We start from the raw sequence: 15584 nt of genomic DNA, 5'->3' as shown, positions 1-15584 counted from the left end.
GGGCCACTCATGCCCAAAAGGGCCGGTACGCGGTCTGAGCTTTGCTTTTCAGCTTATCTCTTTACCGATCTACGGGACGTTTTGAGCCGCATTCTTTGCCGCGACCACCGCGTCGAAGACCTCGCGCTTGGGTACGCCGGCCTCGGCGGCGACCGCCGCGATGGCCTCCTTGCGTCGCTCCCCCGCCTCCTCCCGCACCCGCACCCTGCGCACCAGCTCCTCGTCGTCCACGTCGCCCGGCGCGGCGGCCGGCGCGCCCCCGACGACGATCGTGATCTCGCCGCGCACGCCCTCGGCGGCCCAGGCCGCCAGCTCGCCGAGACCGCCGCGCTTGACCTCCTCGTACGTCTTGGTCAGCTCGCGGCACACGGCGGCCCGCCGGCCCGCGCCGAACACCTCGGCCATCGCCGCCAGGGTGTCGTCCAGCCGGTGCGGGGCCTCGAAGTAGACGAGCGTGCGCCGCTCGCCCTCGACCTCGCGCAGCCGGCCGAGGCGCTCGCCGGCCTTGCGCGGCAGGAACCCCTCGAAGCAGAACCGGTCCACGGGCAGCCCCGACAGCGCGAGCGCGGTCAGGACGGCGGAGGGCCCGGGGACGGCGGTGACCTTGATGTCCTTGGCCACGGCGGCGGCGACGAGCCGGTAGCCGGGGTCGGAGACCGAGGGCATCCCGGCGTCGGTGACCAGCAGCACGCGCTTGCCGGACTCCAGCGCCTCTACCAGCTCGGGGGTGCGGGCGGACTCATTGCCCTCGAAGTACGACAGCACGCGCCCGGTGGTGTACACGCCGAGGCCCTGGGTCAGCCGGCGCAGCCGCCGGGTGTCCTCGGCGGCGATCACGTCGGCCCGCTCCAGCTCGGCCCCGAGGCGGGGCGGGGCGTCGGCGAGGTCGCCGATCGGGGTCCCGGCGAGCACGAGCACGCCGGCGGTGGAGGGGGCTTCGGCGGCGCGGGGCTGGTCAGTCGTCACCCGCCCATCCTCTCAGCCGCCCCAGGTGACTCGCGCAGCCACTGGGGTTCCCCCAGGCGCGTTCCCTACGATGACCCGGTGACCAGTACCGCGACGCCGCCGCCCAGCCCCGCGGGGGCCCCGCCCGTCCCACCGGGCGGACCCGGCTTCGAACCCGAGCCGCCCGTCTGGCTCCGCCGCCTGCGCGGCTTCGGCTACGCCCCGCGCGCGCGGGGCGCGGACGTCCGTACCCGCCTCGTGCCCCCGTACGCGCGCCCCTCCGAGCAGTTGTGGACGGCGCTCGGTGTGCCCGTCGCCGCGCGCGAGCGTTGGCAGCGCGTCCTGTCGTGGGTGGGGCCGCTGCTGGTGACGCTGGTCGCGGGAGTGCTGCGGTTCGCGCACCTGGGCAGCCCGAAGGCGGTGATATTCGACGAGACGTACTACGCGAAGGACGCGTGGGCCACGATCCGGCAGGGCTACGAGGCGAGCTGGCCCAAGGACGTCGACAAGTCGATCCTCGCCGACCCGAGCGGGGTCGCGCTGCCGCTGGAGCCGGGCTACGTCGTCCATCCGCCGGTCGGGAAGTGGGTGATCGGCCTCGGCGAGTGGATGTTCGGCTTCGATCCGTTCGGCTGGCGGTTCATGACCGCCCTGTTGGGCACCCTGTCCGTTCTGATGCTGTGCCGGATCGGCCGCAGGCTGTTCCGGTCGACGTTCCTGGGCTGCCTGGCGGGCACGCTGCTGGCGGTGGACGGGCTGCACCTGGTGATGAGCCGTACGGCGCTGCTCGACTTGGTGCTGATGTTCTTCGTGTTGGCCGCTTTCGGGGCGCTGGTCATCGACCGGGACCGGACGCGGGCCCGGCTCGCGGCGGCGCTGCCGGTGGACGGCGAGGGCCGCGCCCGGCCGGACCCGCTCGTCGCGCAGACACTGCGGCTCGGGTGGCGCCCGTACCGGCTCCTGGCGGGCGTCTGTCTGGGCCTGGCGTTCGGCACGAAGTGGAACGGCCTGGTGGTGCTGGCCTTCTTCGGCGTCCTGACCGTGCTGTGGGACGCGGCCGCGCGCCGCACGGCGGGCGCGGGCGCCCCGTACGCGGCGATGCTGCGCCGGGACGCGCTGCCCGGCTTCCTGTCGACGGTGCCGGTGGCGATCGCCGTGTACCTGGTGTCCTGGGCGGGCTGGCTCCTGAGCCCCGACAACGGCAAGGGCGGCTACTTCCGCGACTGGGCCGCCAAGCACGACCGGGGCAGTTCGCTGTCCTGGCTGCCGGAGTGGCTGCGGAGCCTGTGGCACTACGAGACCGAGGTGTACAAGTTCCACGTCGGCCTGACCTCGGGTCACACGTACGAGTCGAACCCGTGGAGCTGGCTGGTGCTGGGCCGGCCCGTCTCGTACTTCTACGAGTCGCCCGCGCCCGGTACGGACGGCTGCCCGGCGACCGAGACGGGAAAGTGCGCCCGCGAGGTGTTGGCCCTGGGGACGCCGCTGCTGTGGTGGGCGGGCTGCTTCGCCCTGCTGTACGTGCTGTGGCGGTGGGCCTTCCGCCGCGATTGGCGCGCCGGCGCGATCGCGTGCGCGCTGGGCGCGGGTCTGCTGCCCTGGTTCAACTACCAGGAGCGGACGATCTTCTACTTCTACGCGGTGGTCTTCGTCCCGTACCTGTGCCTGGCGGTGACGATGATGATCGGCGCGTTGCTCGGCCCGGCCGGCTCGTCGGAGCGCCGCCGGGCACTGGGCGCGATCGGAGCGGGCGTCCTGGTTCTGCTGATCATTTGGAACCTCATCTATTTCTGGCCGATCTACACGGGCGAGAGCATCCCGATGGACTCCTGGCGCGGCCGGATGTGGCTGGACACCTGGGTGTAGCGGCCGATGGCGTGTGGGGGCGGGAATCGGCCACGACGTCCCGGTCCGATAACGAGGCGCGTCTCGGTGGTGTGCACCGCGTAAGGTCCACACCACAAGGTTCTTGAACACGTTCAGGGACGGTGTCGGGGAGGGGACGCAAGTGAACGGGGCGGCGAAGGGTGCCATCGTCGGCGGGGTGTTCCTCGCGGTGGTCGGCGGGGGCGGGTACGGCGTCTACATGCTGGTCGGGGAGGACGGCGGCGGGGGCGGCGGGGCGACGGGGGTCACGGCCGCCAAGGACAGCGGGCCGCCGACCGGCAAGGAGGTCGCGCGGACGGCGAAGGACTTCCTCGCCGCCTGGGCCTCGGGCGACGAGCGCGCGGCCGCCGACCTGACGAACAACGCGCAGGAAGCCCAGGGGGCGGTCGCGGACTTCAAGTCCAAGGCGTACGTGTCGAAGGCCGTGATCACCCCCGGCACGCCGAACGGCGCCACCGTGCCGTTCAAGGTCGAGGCCGAGGTCACGTACGAGGGCACCACCAAGCCCTTCGCCTACGAGTCGCAACTGACCGTCGTACGCGGCGTCACCACCGGGAAGGCGCTGGTCGACTGGCAGCCCTCGGTCCTCCACCCGCAGCTACAGAAGGGCGAAAGGCTGCGCGCCGGGGCGCCCGCGAGCCCGCCGGTCAAGGCCGTGGACCACACCGGCGAGGAGCTCACGGCGGAGAAGTACCCCTCGCTGGGCCCGATCCTCGCCGAGCTGCGACAGACCTACGGTGCCAAGGCGGGCGGCAAACCCGGCGCGGAACTGTGGATCGAACCGGCGGTCGCGGGCGCGCCGAAGCGGACGCTGCTGACGTTGGCGGAGGGCGCGCCCGCCACGCTCACGACGTACCTGGACGCGCGGGTGCAGGCGGCGGCGGAGAAGGCCGTCAGCCGTTATCCGGAATCCTCGGTGGTCGCCGTCCAGCCCAGCACCGGACACGTCCTGGCCGTGGCCAACAACCGCAAGGACGGCTTCAACGCGGCCATGCAGGGCGCCCGCGCCCCCGGCTCGACGATGAAGATCGTGACGGCGGCGATGCTGCTCGACCGGGGCAAGGCGGCGGCCGATCGGCCGGCGGAATGCGTCAAGGAAGCGGTCTGGGGCGGCCGCGCCTTCCACAACCTGAACGACTTCGCGCTGCCCGGCGCGACCTTCGCGACCAGCTTCGCCAAGTCCTGCAACACCGCCTTCATCAAGCAGATCGACGACGTCAAGGACGACGCGGCGCTGTCGAAGGAGGCCAAGGAGGTCTTCGGCATCGGCCTGGACTGGAAGACGGGCGTCAAGTCGGTCGACGGCAAGGTCCCCGCCGCCACGGGCGCGGAGGCGGCGGCCGAGTACATCGGCCAGGGCGACATCACCATGAACCCGCTGAACGTCGCGTCCCTCACGGCCACGGCGCGCAGCGGCCGGTTCCACCAGCCGCTGCTGGTCCCGGCGGAGCTGGACGGCCGGCCGATCGCCGAGGCGGCGCGCGGGATGAAGCCGTCGGTGCGGCAGCAGTTGGTCTCGATGATGCGGTTGACCGCGTCCAGCGGGACGGCCTCGGGGGCGATGTCCTCGGTCGGCGGCGACAAGGGCGCCAAGACCGGCTCGGCGGAGGTGGACGGTGTCACCCCGGACAGCTGGTTCACCGGCTTCAGCGACGACGTGGCGGCGGCGGCCATGGTCGAATCGGGCGGCCACGGCGCGGACGCGGCCGGCCCCATCGTGGCGGCCGTGCTGGGCGTTCCCTCTCCTTCTTGACGCGCCCCACTCCTTCTTTCCGCGCCCCACACCTTCTTGACGGTCACCTCGCGCCGCTCGGCCCTGGCGGGCCGCCCGGGCCGAGCGGGCCGAGCGGCGCGAGGGCGCGTCAAGAAGCGAGCGCCGCGCCGAGGGCTCGGACCAGTGCTTGGGCGCGGGGGTCGGCCGTGACCGATGTGGCCAGGGCGTTCGTGACGTAGCCGAAGCCGATGCCCGCCTCCGCGTCCGCGAACGCCAGCGAGCCGCCCCGCCCCGGGTGGCCGAAAGACGCCGGGGACAGCAGCGGCGAGGCCGGCCCGTGCAGCATGTACCCCGGGCCGAAGCGGGTGTTCACCACCAGCACCCGGTCCGGCCCCGCCGACAGCTCGCGGGACGCCAGCGCCGTCGTCCGCGGGTCGAACAGCCGCGCACCGTCCTCGGTGTCCCCGAGCAGCGCCGCGTAGAACCCGGCGAGCGCCCGGGCCGTCCCGATCCCGGCCGAGGCCGGCAGCTCGCCCGCCCGGTACTCGGGGGCGTTCTCGTCCGGCTGCGGGTCGATCGCCGCGAAGGCGCGCCGGGTGAGCGACTCCGGGTCGGCGTACGCCTTCGAAACGTTCCTGCGCGGCCGCGTCCGCAGCCCGCCCGCCGACTCCGGCGGCTCCACCGCCGCCACCCGCCCCACCCGACCGGCCGCCGCCTCCGCTTCCGGCAGACCGATCCAGAAGTCCAGGCCCAGCGGGCCCGTGACCTCCCGCGCCAGCCAGGCCCCGATCGACTCCCCGGTCACCCGCAGCACCAGCTCCGACAGCAGCCAGCTGTACGTCTGCGCGTGGTAGCCGTGCTCGGTGCCGGGTTCCCAGAACGCCCGCTGCTCCGCGACGGCCCGCGCCCCCGACACCCCGTCGACGGCCTCGGCCGGGCTCAGCGGCCGGTCCAGCGCCGGCACCCCCGCGCGGTGGGCCAGCAGGTCCCGGACCAGCGCGCGGTCCTTGCCGCCCGCCTTGAACTCCGGCCAGTACGCCCCCACCGGCGCGTCCAGGTCCAGCAGCCCCCGCTGGTGCAGCAGCAGCGGCACCGCCGCCGCCACGCCCTTGGTCGCGGACCGCACCACCTGCGCGGTCTCCGCCCGCCAGGGGTCGGTCCCGTCCGCGTCCTTCGTCCCGGCCCACAGGTCGACGACCCGGCGCCCGTCCCGGTACACGGCGACGGCCGCGCCCCGGTCCCCGAGCACCTCGAAGTTGCGTACGAAAGCATCGCGGACGGGCTCGAAGCCCTCCGCCACCTCACCCTGGATGTTCACGAGCGGTCCAACAATCGGCCGATGGTACTTATGCCACGGCCGCCGGCAGCGTCACCGACCGCGGGTCGAAGCCGAACGGCAGCTCCAGCCGGTGGGCGCGCATCAGTTCCTCGTCGCCCAGCAGGTCCTGGGTGCGTCCGTCGGCCGCGATGACCCCCTCGCTGAGGACCACCGCGCGCGGGCACAGCTCCAGCGCGTACGGCAGGTCGTGCGTCACCATCAGCACCGTGACGTCCAGCGAGCGCAGGATGTCCGCCAGCTCCCGTCGCGAGGCGGGGTCGAGGTTGGAGGAGGGCTCGTCCAGGACGAGGATCTCCGGCCGCATCGCGAGTACGGTCGCCACCGCCACCCGGCGGCGCTGCCCGAACGACAGGTGGTGCGGCGGCCGGTCGGCGAAGGCGGCCATACCGACCAGTTCCAGGGCCTCCGTCACCCGCGCCCGGAGTTCCGCGCCCCGCATCCCGGCCGCCGCCGGGCCGAAGGCCACGTCCTCGCGCACGGTCGGCATGAAGAGCTGGTCGTCGGGGTCCTGGAAGACGATTCCGACGCGCCGGCGGATCTCGGCGAAGTTCCGCTTCTCCACGGGCAGCCCCGCCACCCGCACCGCGCCGACGCCACCGCCGAGGATGCCGTTGAGGTGGAGGACGAGGGTGGTCTTGCCCGCGCCGTTGGGGCCGAGCAGCGCCACCCGTTCCCCGCGCCCCACGGTCAGGTCGACGCCGAAGAGGGCCTGGTGTCCGTCGGGGTAGGCGTAGGCGAGGCCGGAGACTTCCAGCGAGGGTGCGTCGGTGGTCACAGCGTCCATCCCATCAGACAGACGGCGAGTGCCGTCACCGGGAGTGCGGCCGCGTACGCCCACTGGGCGCGCGAGGCCGCGATGTCGTCGATCACCGGCATCGAGCCGGTGTAGCCGCGGCTGATCATCGCGAGGTAGACCCGCTCGCCGCGCTCGTAGGAACGGATGAAGAGCGAGCCCGCGGTCTTCGCCAGCACCCCCCAGTGCCGGACGCCGCGCGCCTCGAAGCCGCGCGAACGCCGGGCGATGGACATCCGCCGCAGTTCGCCGGTGATCACGTCGCCGTACCGGATCATGAAGGTGGCGATCTGGACCAGCAGCGGCGGCAGTTTCAGCCGCTGCATGCCGAGGAGCAGCGCCCTCAGTTCGGTCGTCGACGCGAGCAGCACGGAGGCGGCCACCCCGAGGGTGCCCTTGGCCAGTACGTTCCACGCGCCCCACAGACCCGAGACGCTCAGCGACACGCCGAGCACCTCCACATGCTCGCCCTCGGCCACGAAGGGCATGAGGACGGCGAAGGCGACGAACGGCACCTCGATCAGCAGTCGCCGCAGCAGGAAGCCGGCGGGGACCCGGGCCGCCGCCGCGACCGCGGCGAGCAGGACGGCGTAGAGCGCGAACGCCCACACGGCCTCGCGCGGCGTGGAAACGACGACCACCACGAAGGTGAAGGCGGCGGCGAGCTTGCACTGCGGCGGCAGCGCGTGCACGGCCGAGTGCCCGTGGCGGTAGAGCTTGTGGCTGTGCCCGGCGCCCATGTCAGCCCGCGGCGGGGTCGGTGGGGGCGGCGGTGGAGCCGGCCGTCAGGTCCTCCGCGCGGCGCCGGCGCACGGTCCAGAAGATCCCGGTGCCGACGACGACGGTCGCGCCGACGCCGATGACGCCCGCGAGGCCGCCGGAGAGACGGGCGTCCGTGACGTCCTTGACACTGTAGTCGGCGAGCGGGGAGTCCGCGGCGGCGTGCTGCCCCACCTTCCGGTCGATGCCCTTGTCGGCGGCGACCTTCTCCAGGCCGTCCGGGCTGGCGGAGGCGTAGTAGGAGACGAAGCCGGCGAGCACGAGGGCGGTGACCAGGCCGGTGATCCACACGGGCTTGGTGGAGCGGGGCCCGGCGACGGGCCTGGCGGCGGCCGGTGCGTCGACCAGTTCGCCGCCGACGCGCAGCTTGAGCGGCGTGCTCAGGCCGCAGGCGCCGTACACCAGGTCGGGGCGTACGGCGAGCACCGCGCCCACCGTCGCGGCGGTGATGACGGCCTCCCCGATGCCGATGAGGACGTGCACGCCGACCATCGCGGTGAACACCTTGCCGAGCGGTACGTCGGTGGTGCCGCCCAGGGCGTAGAGGAGGGTGAACATGACGGCCGCGCCGGGCACGGACAGCAGGGCGCCGGTGAACGCGGCGACGGTGATCGAGCGCCGGGTCTTGGGCAGGACCTTCACCAGGCCGCGGAACACCGCGTAGGCGACGACCACGGTGACGACGGCCATGTTCATGATGTTGACGCCGAGGGCGGTCAGGCCGCCGTCCGCGAACAGCACGCCCTGCATGAGCAGCACCACGGAGACGCACAGCACGCCGGTGTAGGGGCCGACGAGGATCGCGGCGAGGGCGCCGCCGAGCAGGTGTCCGCTGGTGCCGGCGGCGACCGGGAAGTTCAGCATCTGCACGGCGAAGATGAAGGCGGCCACCAGTCCGGCGAGCGGCGCGGCCCGCTCCCCCGCGGAGCCCGCGTCCGCCCGGGAGTGGCCCGCGAGTTCCCGGCGGGCGCCGCGGAGACTGATCGCCACCGCTCCGGCGGCCGCTACACCTGCGGCGACGGAGACGGGGGCATCGATGAAGCCGTCGGGCACGTGCATGGGTTTCGCTCCGCTTCCTGCGGTTGACTCGTCACACTCTTTAACCGTTCAAGAATAGTGCCCAGTTGCAAACCGTTGGCAAGAGCGCCCACAGCACAACTAGAAGCGGGCGGATTCGTGGGAATGTGCGAGGCTGGGGGGAATAAGGACCCATATGTTCCGATATGGAGGAGTCTTGGAGATGTCAGCCACCGCCGAGAATCCCCACGCGACCGCCACCAGGACCGCAGTCGAGGAACGGGTCCGCGCCCGCGTGATCACCGACGATCCGCTCTACCGCGCCGTACCGGTCGCGCTGCGCTTCGCACCCTCCGAGCCGCTCGCCGTCCGGATCGTCTTCCCCGCCGGAGTCTCCCCCGAGGGCACCGACAACGAGTGGGTGCTGCCGCGCGCCCTGCTGGAGGCGGGACTTCTGGCCCCGAGCGGGACCGGCGACGTACGCGTCTGGCCCTGCGGCCGGGTGCAGGTCATCGTCGAGTTCCACGCGCCCGAGGGCGTGGCCGTCGTCCAGTTCGACAGCGCCGCGCTGCGCCGCTTCCTGCGCCGTACGTTCGCCACCGGACGCTAGACACGAACGCGACCGGCCCCGCACCACCTGGGATCAGGCGGTGCGGGGCCGGTCGTTCACCCGTGCGGAGCAAGGTCGGGCGGCGGGTCCGGGCAGCCGGGTCGGAAGCCGGCGGGGTCAGGCGTTGACCAGTTCCCGGTCCTGGTCGGGGCCCTGGGCGGACTCCCCGAGGTGCTTGCGCAGGCTCTCGCCCTCCACGTCCACGTTCGGCAGGATGCGGTCGAGCCACTTCGGCAGCCACCAGGCCTTGTGCCCGAGCAGCGCCAGCACCGCCGGGACGATGGCCATGCGGACCACGAAGGCGTCGAAGAAGACGGCGACGGCCAGACCGAAGCCGATCATCTTGACCATCTGTTCGCCGGCCCCGATGAAGCCCGAGAACACCGCGATCATGATGATGGCGGCGGCCACGACCACCCGCGCGCTGTACTGGAAGCCGGTCACCACGGCCTGCCCCGGGCGCTCGCCGTGGACGTACGCCTCACGCATCCGGGTGACCAGGAAGACCTCGTAGTCCATCGCCAGGCCGAAGACGACGCCCACCATGAAGATCGGCATCATCGACATGATCGGACCGGTCTGCTCCACCCCGAAGAGCGAGCCCAGCCAGCCCCACTGGAAGACCGCGACGACCGCGCCGAGGGCCGCGACGACCGACAGCAGGAAGCCGAAGGCCGCCTTGAGCGGGACGAGGATCGAGCGGAACACCAGCATCAGCAGCAGGAAGGCGAGACCGACGACGAGCGCGAGATAGGGCACCAGCGCGTCGTTCATCTTCTGCGAGAAGTCGATGTTCATCGCGGTCGCGCCGGTGACGAGGACGTCGTCGCCGCTGCCGTCGCGGATCGTGTGGACCAGCTTCTCGGTTTCGGTGGAGGACGGACGGTCCTTCGGGATCACGTTGATGATCGCCGCGTCGCCCGCCTTGTTCGGCATCGGCGGGGTGACCACGGCCACGCCGTCCAGACCCTTGATCCGGTCGACCGTCTTGTCCGCGAGCGCCTTGTCTCCGTCCACGACCACCATCAGCGGGCCGTTGAAGCCGGGGCCGAAGCCGTCGGACAGCAGGTCGTACGCCCGGCGCTGGGTGGTGGAGACGGGCTGGGCCCCGTCGTCCGGAAGGCCCATCTCCAGCTTGCCCGCCGGGATCGCGATCGCGCCGAGGCCGATCACACCGGCCAGCAGCACCAGGATCGGGCGGCGCAGGACGAAGCGGGCCCAGCGGGTACCGCCGTTGGCCTTGGGCTGGGCGCCGGCCGGCTTGCCCTTGCCGAACAGCCTGCTCTTGGTGCCGGCCGGCAGGACCTTCTTGCCCGCGAAGCCGAGGATGGCGGGGACCAGGGTCAGGGCGACGAGCACCGCGATGACGACGGTGCCGGCCGCCGCGAAGCCCATCTTCGTCAGCATAGGGATGTTGACGACGGCCAGGCCCACCAGGGCGATGACCACGGTCAGACCGGCGAACACCACGGCGGATCCGGCGGTTCCGGCGGCCCGGCCCGCGGCCTCGTCGCGCTCGCGGCCCTCGGCGAGCTCCACGCGGTAGCGGGAGACGATGAAGAGGGCGTAGTCGATGCCGACGGCGAGGCCGATCATCATCGCGAGGGTGGAGGTGGTGGAGCCGAGGTCCAGCACGTTGGCGAGCGCCGTGATGGAGGAGACGCCGATGCCCACGCCGATCAGCGCGGTCAGCAGCGGCAGTCCGGCCGCGATCAGCGAGCCGAAGGTGACGACCAGGACGACGGCGGCGATCAGGATGCCGATGACCTCGCCGGAGCCGGTCTCGGGAGCCGTCATCAGCGCGTCACCGCCGATCTCGACGGTCAGCCCGGCGGCCTGGGCGGCCTGGCCGGACTCCTTGAGCGCGTCGCGGGTCGCGTCGGTCAGCTCCATGCCGCTGACCTTGTACTTGGCGCTGATGTAGGCGGTACCGGAGTCCTTGCTGATCGCCTTGGACTGGTACGGGTCGTCGACCGAGGCGATCTGGTCCGCGCCGGCGCCGCCCTTGAGGCCGGAGACGATCTTCTCGACCTGGGCCTTGGGAGCCGGGTCGGTGACCTTGGCGCCGTCCGGTGCCTTGATGACGATGCGGGCGGTCGCGCCGTTGGCGGTCATGCCCGGGAAGCGCTGCTCCAGCAGGTCGAAGGCCTTCTGGGCCTCCGTGCCGGGTATGGAGAACGAGCCTGAGGTGGGGGCGGACGCCGACGCCGCGCCGAAGCCGGCGGCGAACAGCAGTGCCACCCAGACGAGGGCGACGAAGCGACGGCGCCGGAAGGCGCCCCTGCCGAGTCGGTAGAGGAAGGTGGCCACGTCGGTGGTTCTCCCGTTCGGGTCGTGGAATGGGTGGGGGCGCCGTCAGGCACCCCCCGAGGGCATGGAGAGCCGGCCCGACGACGAGAGCGGCGTGTCAGGAGCAGCGGACCCGCCCCGGGGAGGGCGGGGGGAGGATCAGACGCCGAGGGCGGGGAACACCACGGCGTCGATGAAGCGGCCGAGGAAAGCCCGGTCGACCGAGCGGTCCTCGATCAGCGGGAGCGCGATGAACGCCCCGATGAGCATGTGCGGTACGAAGTCGAGCGCCGGACAGTCCGGTTCGATCTCCCCGCGGTCCACCGCGCGCCGCAGCATCACCTGCAGGCCGTTGATCTCGGGGTCCACCAGCAGGTCCCGCAGCGCCTTGTGGAGCTCCGGGCTCTCGTGGACGGCGTGGGCCAGGCCCCGCATCAGGGCGGTGTCCTTGGCCATCTGCGCGTCGTCGGAGTGCTCGACCATGAGGGCGAGGTCCCCGCGCAGGCTGCCGGTGTCGATCTCCCGCAGGGAGACCGGCTGGGTGCACCGCAGGGCCTTCGCGACCAGTTCGGGCTTGCTCCCCCACTGGCGGTAGAGGGTCGCCTTGCTGGACTTCGTACGGGCGGCGACCGCGTCCATGGTCAACGCCTCGTAGCCGACCTCGCGCAGGAGGTCGAGGACCGCCCCGTGGAGTTCGGCTTCCCGTTCGGGGCTGATCCGGGTGCGTCGTGACGAACCCTCTTCGGTCATCTCCACGCCTCCCCGTCCGAACGAAACCGTTTCGTACTCTTCAGACCATACCCCCACCGCCATCGAAACGAAACCGTTCCGTTTCGATGCTGGCGTGGCATGGATCACCTGTACGAGTTGCCAGGGCCCCTCCGCGCGGAAAGCATTGGGGGGTGAGTCACGACGGCGCGTACCTCCGATATCCGCACCTGCACGACGACCTCCTGTGCTTCGCCACCGAAGACGATCTCTGGGTGGCGCCCCTCGTGCCGCCCGGCGCCGCCGCCGGACGGGCCTGGCGCATCACCGTCGACCGGACGCGGGTGGGGCACCCGCGCTTCTCCCCCGACGGACGCCACATCGCCTTCACCACCTGGCGCAGCCTCGACCCCGAGATCCACCTCGCCCCCGTGGACGGCGGGCCCGCCCGCAGACTGAGCTTCTGGGGCTCCACCGACACCCGGGTCTGCGGCTGGGCCCCGCCGGACAAGGAGGGCCGCAGCGACATCCTGGCCGTCTCCTCGCACGGCCAGCCCTTCCCCTACTACTCCTGGGCCTACTCCCTGCCCACCGACGGCAGCCCCGGCCGCCGGCTTCCCTGGGGCCCGGTCTCCGACATCGCCGTCCACGACGTCCCGAACGGGAACGGCTCCCCCGAGCGGCGCACCCTCCTGCTCACCGGCAAACCGCCGCACGAACCGGCGGCCTGGAAGCGCTACCGGGGCGGCGCCACCGGCCGGCTCTGGCTGCACGGCACACGGCTGCTGGAGGACATCGAGGGCCACCTCGACTCCCCCATGTTCGTGGACGGCCGGATCGCCTTCCTCTCCGACCACGAGGGGATCGGCAACCTCTACTCCTGCCTGCCCGACGGCACCGACCTGCGGCGCCACACCGACCACGAGGAGTTCTACGCCCGGCACGCCTCCAGCGACGGCACCCGGGTCGTCTACCAGTGCGCGGGCGACCTCTGGGTCGTCGACTCCCTGGCCGCCGACGCCTCCCCGCGCAAGCTCGACGTCCGCCTCGGCGGCCCGCGCGCCGGCCGGCGCACGTACCAGGTCCCGGCCGCCAGCCACGTCGACTCGCTCTCCGTCGACACGACCGGGCGGGCCAGCGCCGTCGTCGTACGCGGCAGCCTGTACTGGCTCACCCACCGCGACGGCCCGGCCCGCACCATCGCCGACACCCCGGGCGTGCGCGTACGCCTGCCCGAGATGCTCGGCAGCGGCGGGCAGGTCGCGTACGTGACCGACGCCGAGGGCGAGGACGCCATCGAGATCGCCTACCTGCCCCGCGCCTCCGGGCCGCGGCAGCCGCGCCGGCTGGCCTCCGGCAAGCTCGGACGCGTCCTGGAACTGCTCTCCGACCCGGACGGCGAGCGCCTCGCCATCGCCTCCAACGACGGACGGCTGCTGCTCATCGACGCCACCGAGGACTCCGAAGGGGAGGTCACCGAGCTGATCCGGTCCGTCAACGGGCCCGTCAACGACCTGGCGTTCTCCCCCGACGGCTGCTGGCTGACCTGGTCGCACCCCGGCATCGGGCGCTCCCTGCGCCAGATCAAGATGGCGCGGATCTCCGGCCCCGGCGCGCGCACGATCGTCGACGTCACCAACGGCCGCTTCGAGGACGAGAACCCGGTCTTCACCCGGGACGGCCGCTACCTCGCCTTCCTGTCCTGGCGCGGCTTCGACCCCGTCTACGACGTGCACACCGGCGACCTGTCCTTCCCGCTGGGCTGCCGGCCCTACCTGGTACCGCTGTCCTCGGCCACCCCCTCCCCCTTCGCGTTCACCCCCGACGGCAGGCCCGCCGCCGGCGGACTCGACCCGGTGGAAGGCGAGTCCGGCGAGGGCGACGGCGCGGTGACGGTGGAGGTCGAGGGGCTGGAGAGCCGGGTGACGCCCTTCCCGGTGGCGGCGTCGAAGTACTCCGCCCTCTTCCCCGTGCACGGCGGCGGGCTGGTCTGGCTGCGCTGGCCGATCTCCGGCGCGCTCGGCGAGACCTTCGCCAACCCGGCGGACATGACGGGCAAACCGACGTTGGAATACTTCGACATCACCAAGGCGCGCAAGACCGAACTGGCCTCCGGGCTGGACTGGTTCGCGGTCAGCGGCGACGGCACCCGACTGGTCGTCAACGACGACGGCGACCTGCGGGCGGTCCCGGCGACCGAGTCGGGCGACAGCGACTCCACCGTCTACCTGGACCTGCGGCGCATCCTGCACGAGGTCGACCCGGCCGCCGAATGGCGCCAGGCGTTCGAGGAGGCGGGCCGGCTGATCCGTGCCTACTTCTGGGAACCGGACATGTGCGGCATCGACTGGGACGGGGTGCTGCGCCAGTACCGCCCCCTGGTCGAACGGGTCGCCTCCCCCGACGAGTTCGCGGACCTGATGCGCGAGGTGCTCGGCGAACTCGGCACCTCGCACGCCTACGTGTCCCCCGCGCGCCGCAACGAGGGCCCCCCGCACTACCAGCGGGCCATCGGCCTCCTCGGCGCCAACCTCGTCCCGCGCGACGGGGCCTGGACCGTCTCGCGCATCCTGCCCGGCGAGTCCTCGGACTCCAAGGCCCGCTCCCCGCTCGCCGGCACCGGCATCCGCGAGGGCGCGGCCCTCACCCACGTCGACGGGCGTCCCGTCGATCCGGTGGCGGGCCCGTACCCGCTGCTGTCGGCGGCGGGCGGCACCACGGTGGAGCTGACCTTCGAGCCGGCCGAGGGCGAGGGGCCGCCCCGCCGGGTCGCGGTCGTCCCGCTCATCGACGAACGGCCGCTGCGCTACCAGGACTGGGTCTCCAAGCGGCGGGCGGTGGTCCGGGAACTCAGCGGCGGCAGGTGCGGCTACCTGCACATCCCCGACATGGGCGGCTCAGGCTGGGCCCAGTTCAACCGCGACCTGCGGATGGAGATGTCACGGCCCGCGCTGATCGTGGACGTGCGCGGCAACGCGGGCGGGCACATCAGCGAGCTGGTGGTGGAGAAGCTGACCCGTTCGATCCTCGGCTGGGACCTCACGCGGAACGCGCAGCCGGTGTCGTACGCCTCCAACGCTCCACGGGGGCCGATCGTGGCACTGGCCGACGAGGCGACCTCCTCGGACGGCGACATGATCACGGCGGCCTTCAAGCTGCTGGGGCTGGGGCCGGTCGTGGGCCAGCGCACCTGGGGCGGCGTGGTCGGGATGACCGGCCGGCACACCCTGGGCGACGGGACGGTCATCACCGTGCCGATGAACGCGGCGTGGTTCCCGGAGTACGGCTGGTCCGTGGAGAACCACGGCGTGGAGCCGGACCTGGCCATCCTGCGCACCCCGCTCGACTGGGCGGAGGGGCGGCACGCGCAGTTGGACGACGCCGTGCTCCTGGCGCTGGAGCTGTTGGAACAGGACCCGGCGGCGGTCCCACCCGGCTACGAGGACGTCCCGGACCTGCGCCGGCCGAAGCTCCCGCCGAGGCCGTAGACGTACGCGAGGGG

General features: G+C 72.5%; 11 protein-coding genes. 4 read left to right on the top strand and 7 right to left on the bottom strand.

From position 1 onward, the window contains the following. Nucleotides 1-69: 69 nt before the first annotated feature. On the bottom strand, nt 70-966 hold the full coding sequence (rsmI, locus tag ABZ934_RS16725) for a 16S rRNA (cytidine(1402)-2'-O)-methyltransferase (RefSeq protein WP_361313196.1): 897 nt from the start codon (nt 964-966) through the stop codon (nt 70-72). Between the two features lie 180 nt (nt 967-1146). Between rsmI and ABZ934_RS16720 the strand changes: the two genes are divergently transcribed. Together ABZ934_RS16720 and ABZ934_RS16715 are read left to right on the top strand one after the other, a co-directional pair. After that, a complete protein-coding gene (locus tag ABZ934_RS16720; RefSeq protein WP_361313351.1) occupies nt 1147-2811 on the top strand; it encodes a phospholipid carrier-dependent glycosyltransferase in 1665 nt (554 codons plus the stop codon). 142 nt (nt 2812-2953) lie between these two features. Beyond that, on the top strand, nt 2954-4585 hold the full coding sequence (locus tag ABZ934_RS16715) for a penicillin-binding transpeptidase domain-containing protein (protein ID WP_361313193.1): 1632 nt from the start codon (nt 2954-2956) through the stop codon (nt 4583-4585). A 109-nt stretch (nt 4586-4694) separates the two neighbouring features. Here ABZ934_RS16715 and ABZ934_RS16710 read toward each other — a convergent pair whose 3' ends face one another. Genes ABZ934_RS16710 through ABZ934_RS16695 form a run of 4 tightly spaced genes read right to left on the bottom strand, consistent with a single transcriptional unit; the run spans nt 4695 to nt 8517 of the window. After that, on the bottom strand, nt 4695-5864 hold the full coding sequence (locus ABZ934_RS16710; RefSeq protein ID WP_361313191.1) for a serine hydrolase domain-containing protein: 1170 nt from the start codon (nt 5862-5864) through the stop codon (nt 4695-4697). Between the two features lie 28 nt (nt 5865-5892). Then, nucleotides 5893-6669 carry an ABC transporter ATP-binding protein gene (locus ABZ934_RS16705; RefSeq protein WP_361313188.1) on the bottom strand — a complete coding sequence of 259 codons (777 nt, stop codon included), beginning with the start codon at nt 6667-6669 and terminating at the stop codon, nt 5893-5895. Next, nucleotides 6657-7418, bottom strand: a complete 762-nt coding sequence (gene cbiQ, locus ABZ934_RS16700) for a cobalt ECF transporter T component CbiQ (RefSeq protein ID WP_361313185.1) — start codon at nt 7416-7418, stop codon at nt 6657-6659. The genes ABZ934_RS16705 and cbiQ overlap by 13 nt, the downstream gene beginning before the upstream one ends. 1 nt (nt 7419) lies before the next feature. Next, a complete protein-coding gene (locus tag ABZ934_RS16695) occupies nt 7420-8517 on the bottom strand; it encodes an energy-coupling factor ABC transporter permease (protein ID WP_361313183.1) in 1098 nt (365 codons plus the stop codon). Nucleotides 8518-8698: 181 nt separating this feature from the next. On the opposite strand from ABZ934_RS16695, the gene ABZ934_RS16690 reads away from it, so the two are divergent. Further along, nucleotides 8699-9085, top strand: a complete 387-nt coding sequence (locus ABZ934_RS16690) for an SsgA family sporulation/cell division regulator (RefSeq protein WP_361313180.1) — start codon at nt 8699-8701, stop codon at nt 9083-9085. Nucleotides 9086-9202: 117 nt separating this feature from the next. Here the strand turns inward: ABZ934_RS16690 and ABZ934_RS16685 are convergent, their stop codons facing one another. Then, nucleotides 9203-11395: an MMPL family transporter gene (locus ABZ934_RS16685; RefSeq protein WP_361313178.1), complete on the bottom strand. Its 2193-nt coding sequence runs from the start codon at nt 11393-11395 to the stop codon at nt 9203-9205. 138 nt (nt 11396-11533) lie between these two features. Further along, the gene (locus ABZ934_RS16680) at nt 11534-12124 is read right to left on the bottom strand and encodes a TetR/AcrR family transcriptional regulator (protein ID WP_361313175.1); all 591 of its coding nucleotides are present in this window, start codon (nt 12122-12124) and stop codon (nt 11534-11536) included. Nucleotides 12125-12276: 152 nt separating this feature from the next. Here ABZ934_RS16680 and ABZ934_RS16675 point away from each other — a divergent pair, with 152 nt between their 5' ends. Continuing rightward, complete coding sequence (locus tag ABZ934_RS16675; protein ID WP_361313173.1) at nt 12277-15570, top strand: S41 family peptidase; 3294 nt, start codon at nt 12277-12279, stop codon at nt 15568-15570. The last annotated feature ends 14 nt before the right edge of the window (nt 15571-15584 follow it).

Source organism: Streptomyces sp. NPDC046557, assembly GCF_040645975.1.
Lineage (GTDB): Bacteria > Actinomycetota > Actinomycetes > Streptomycetales > Streptomycetaceae > Streptomyces.
The sequence above is the reverse complement of the archived record's forward strand: the minus strand, read 5'-3'. Positions and strand labels throughout refer to the sequence as shown.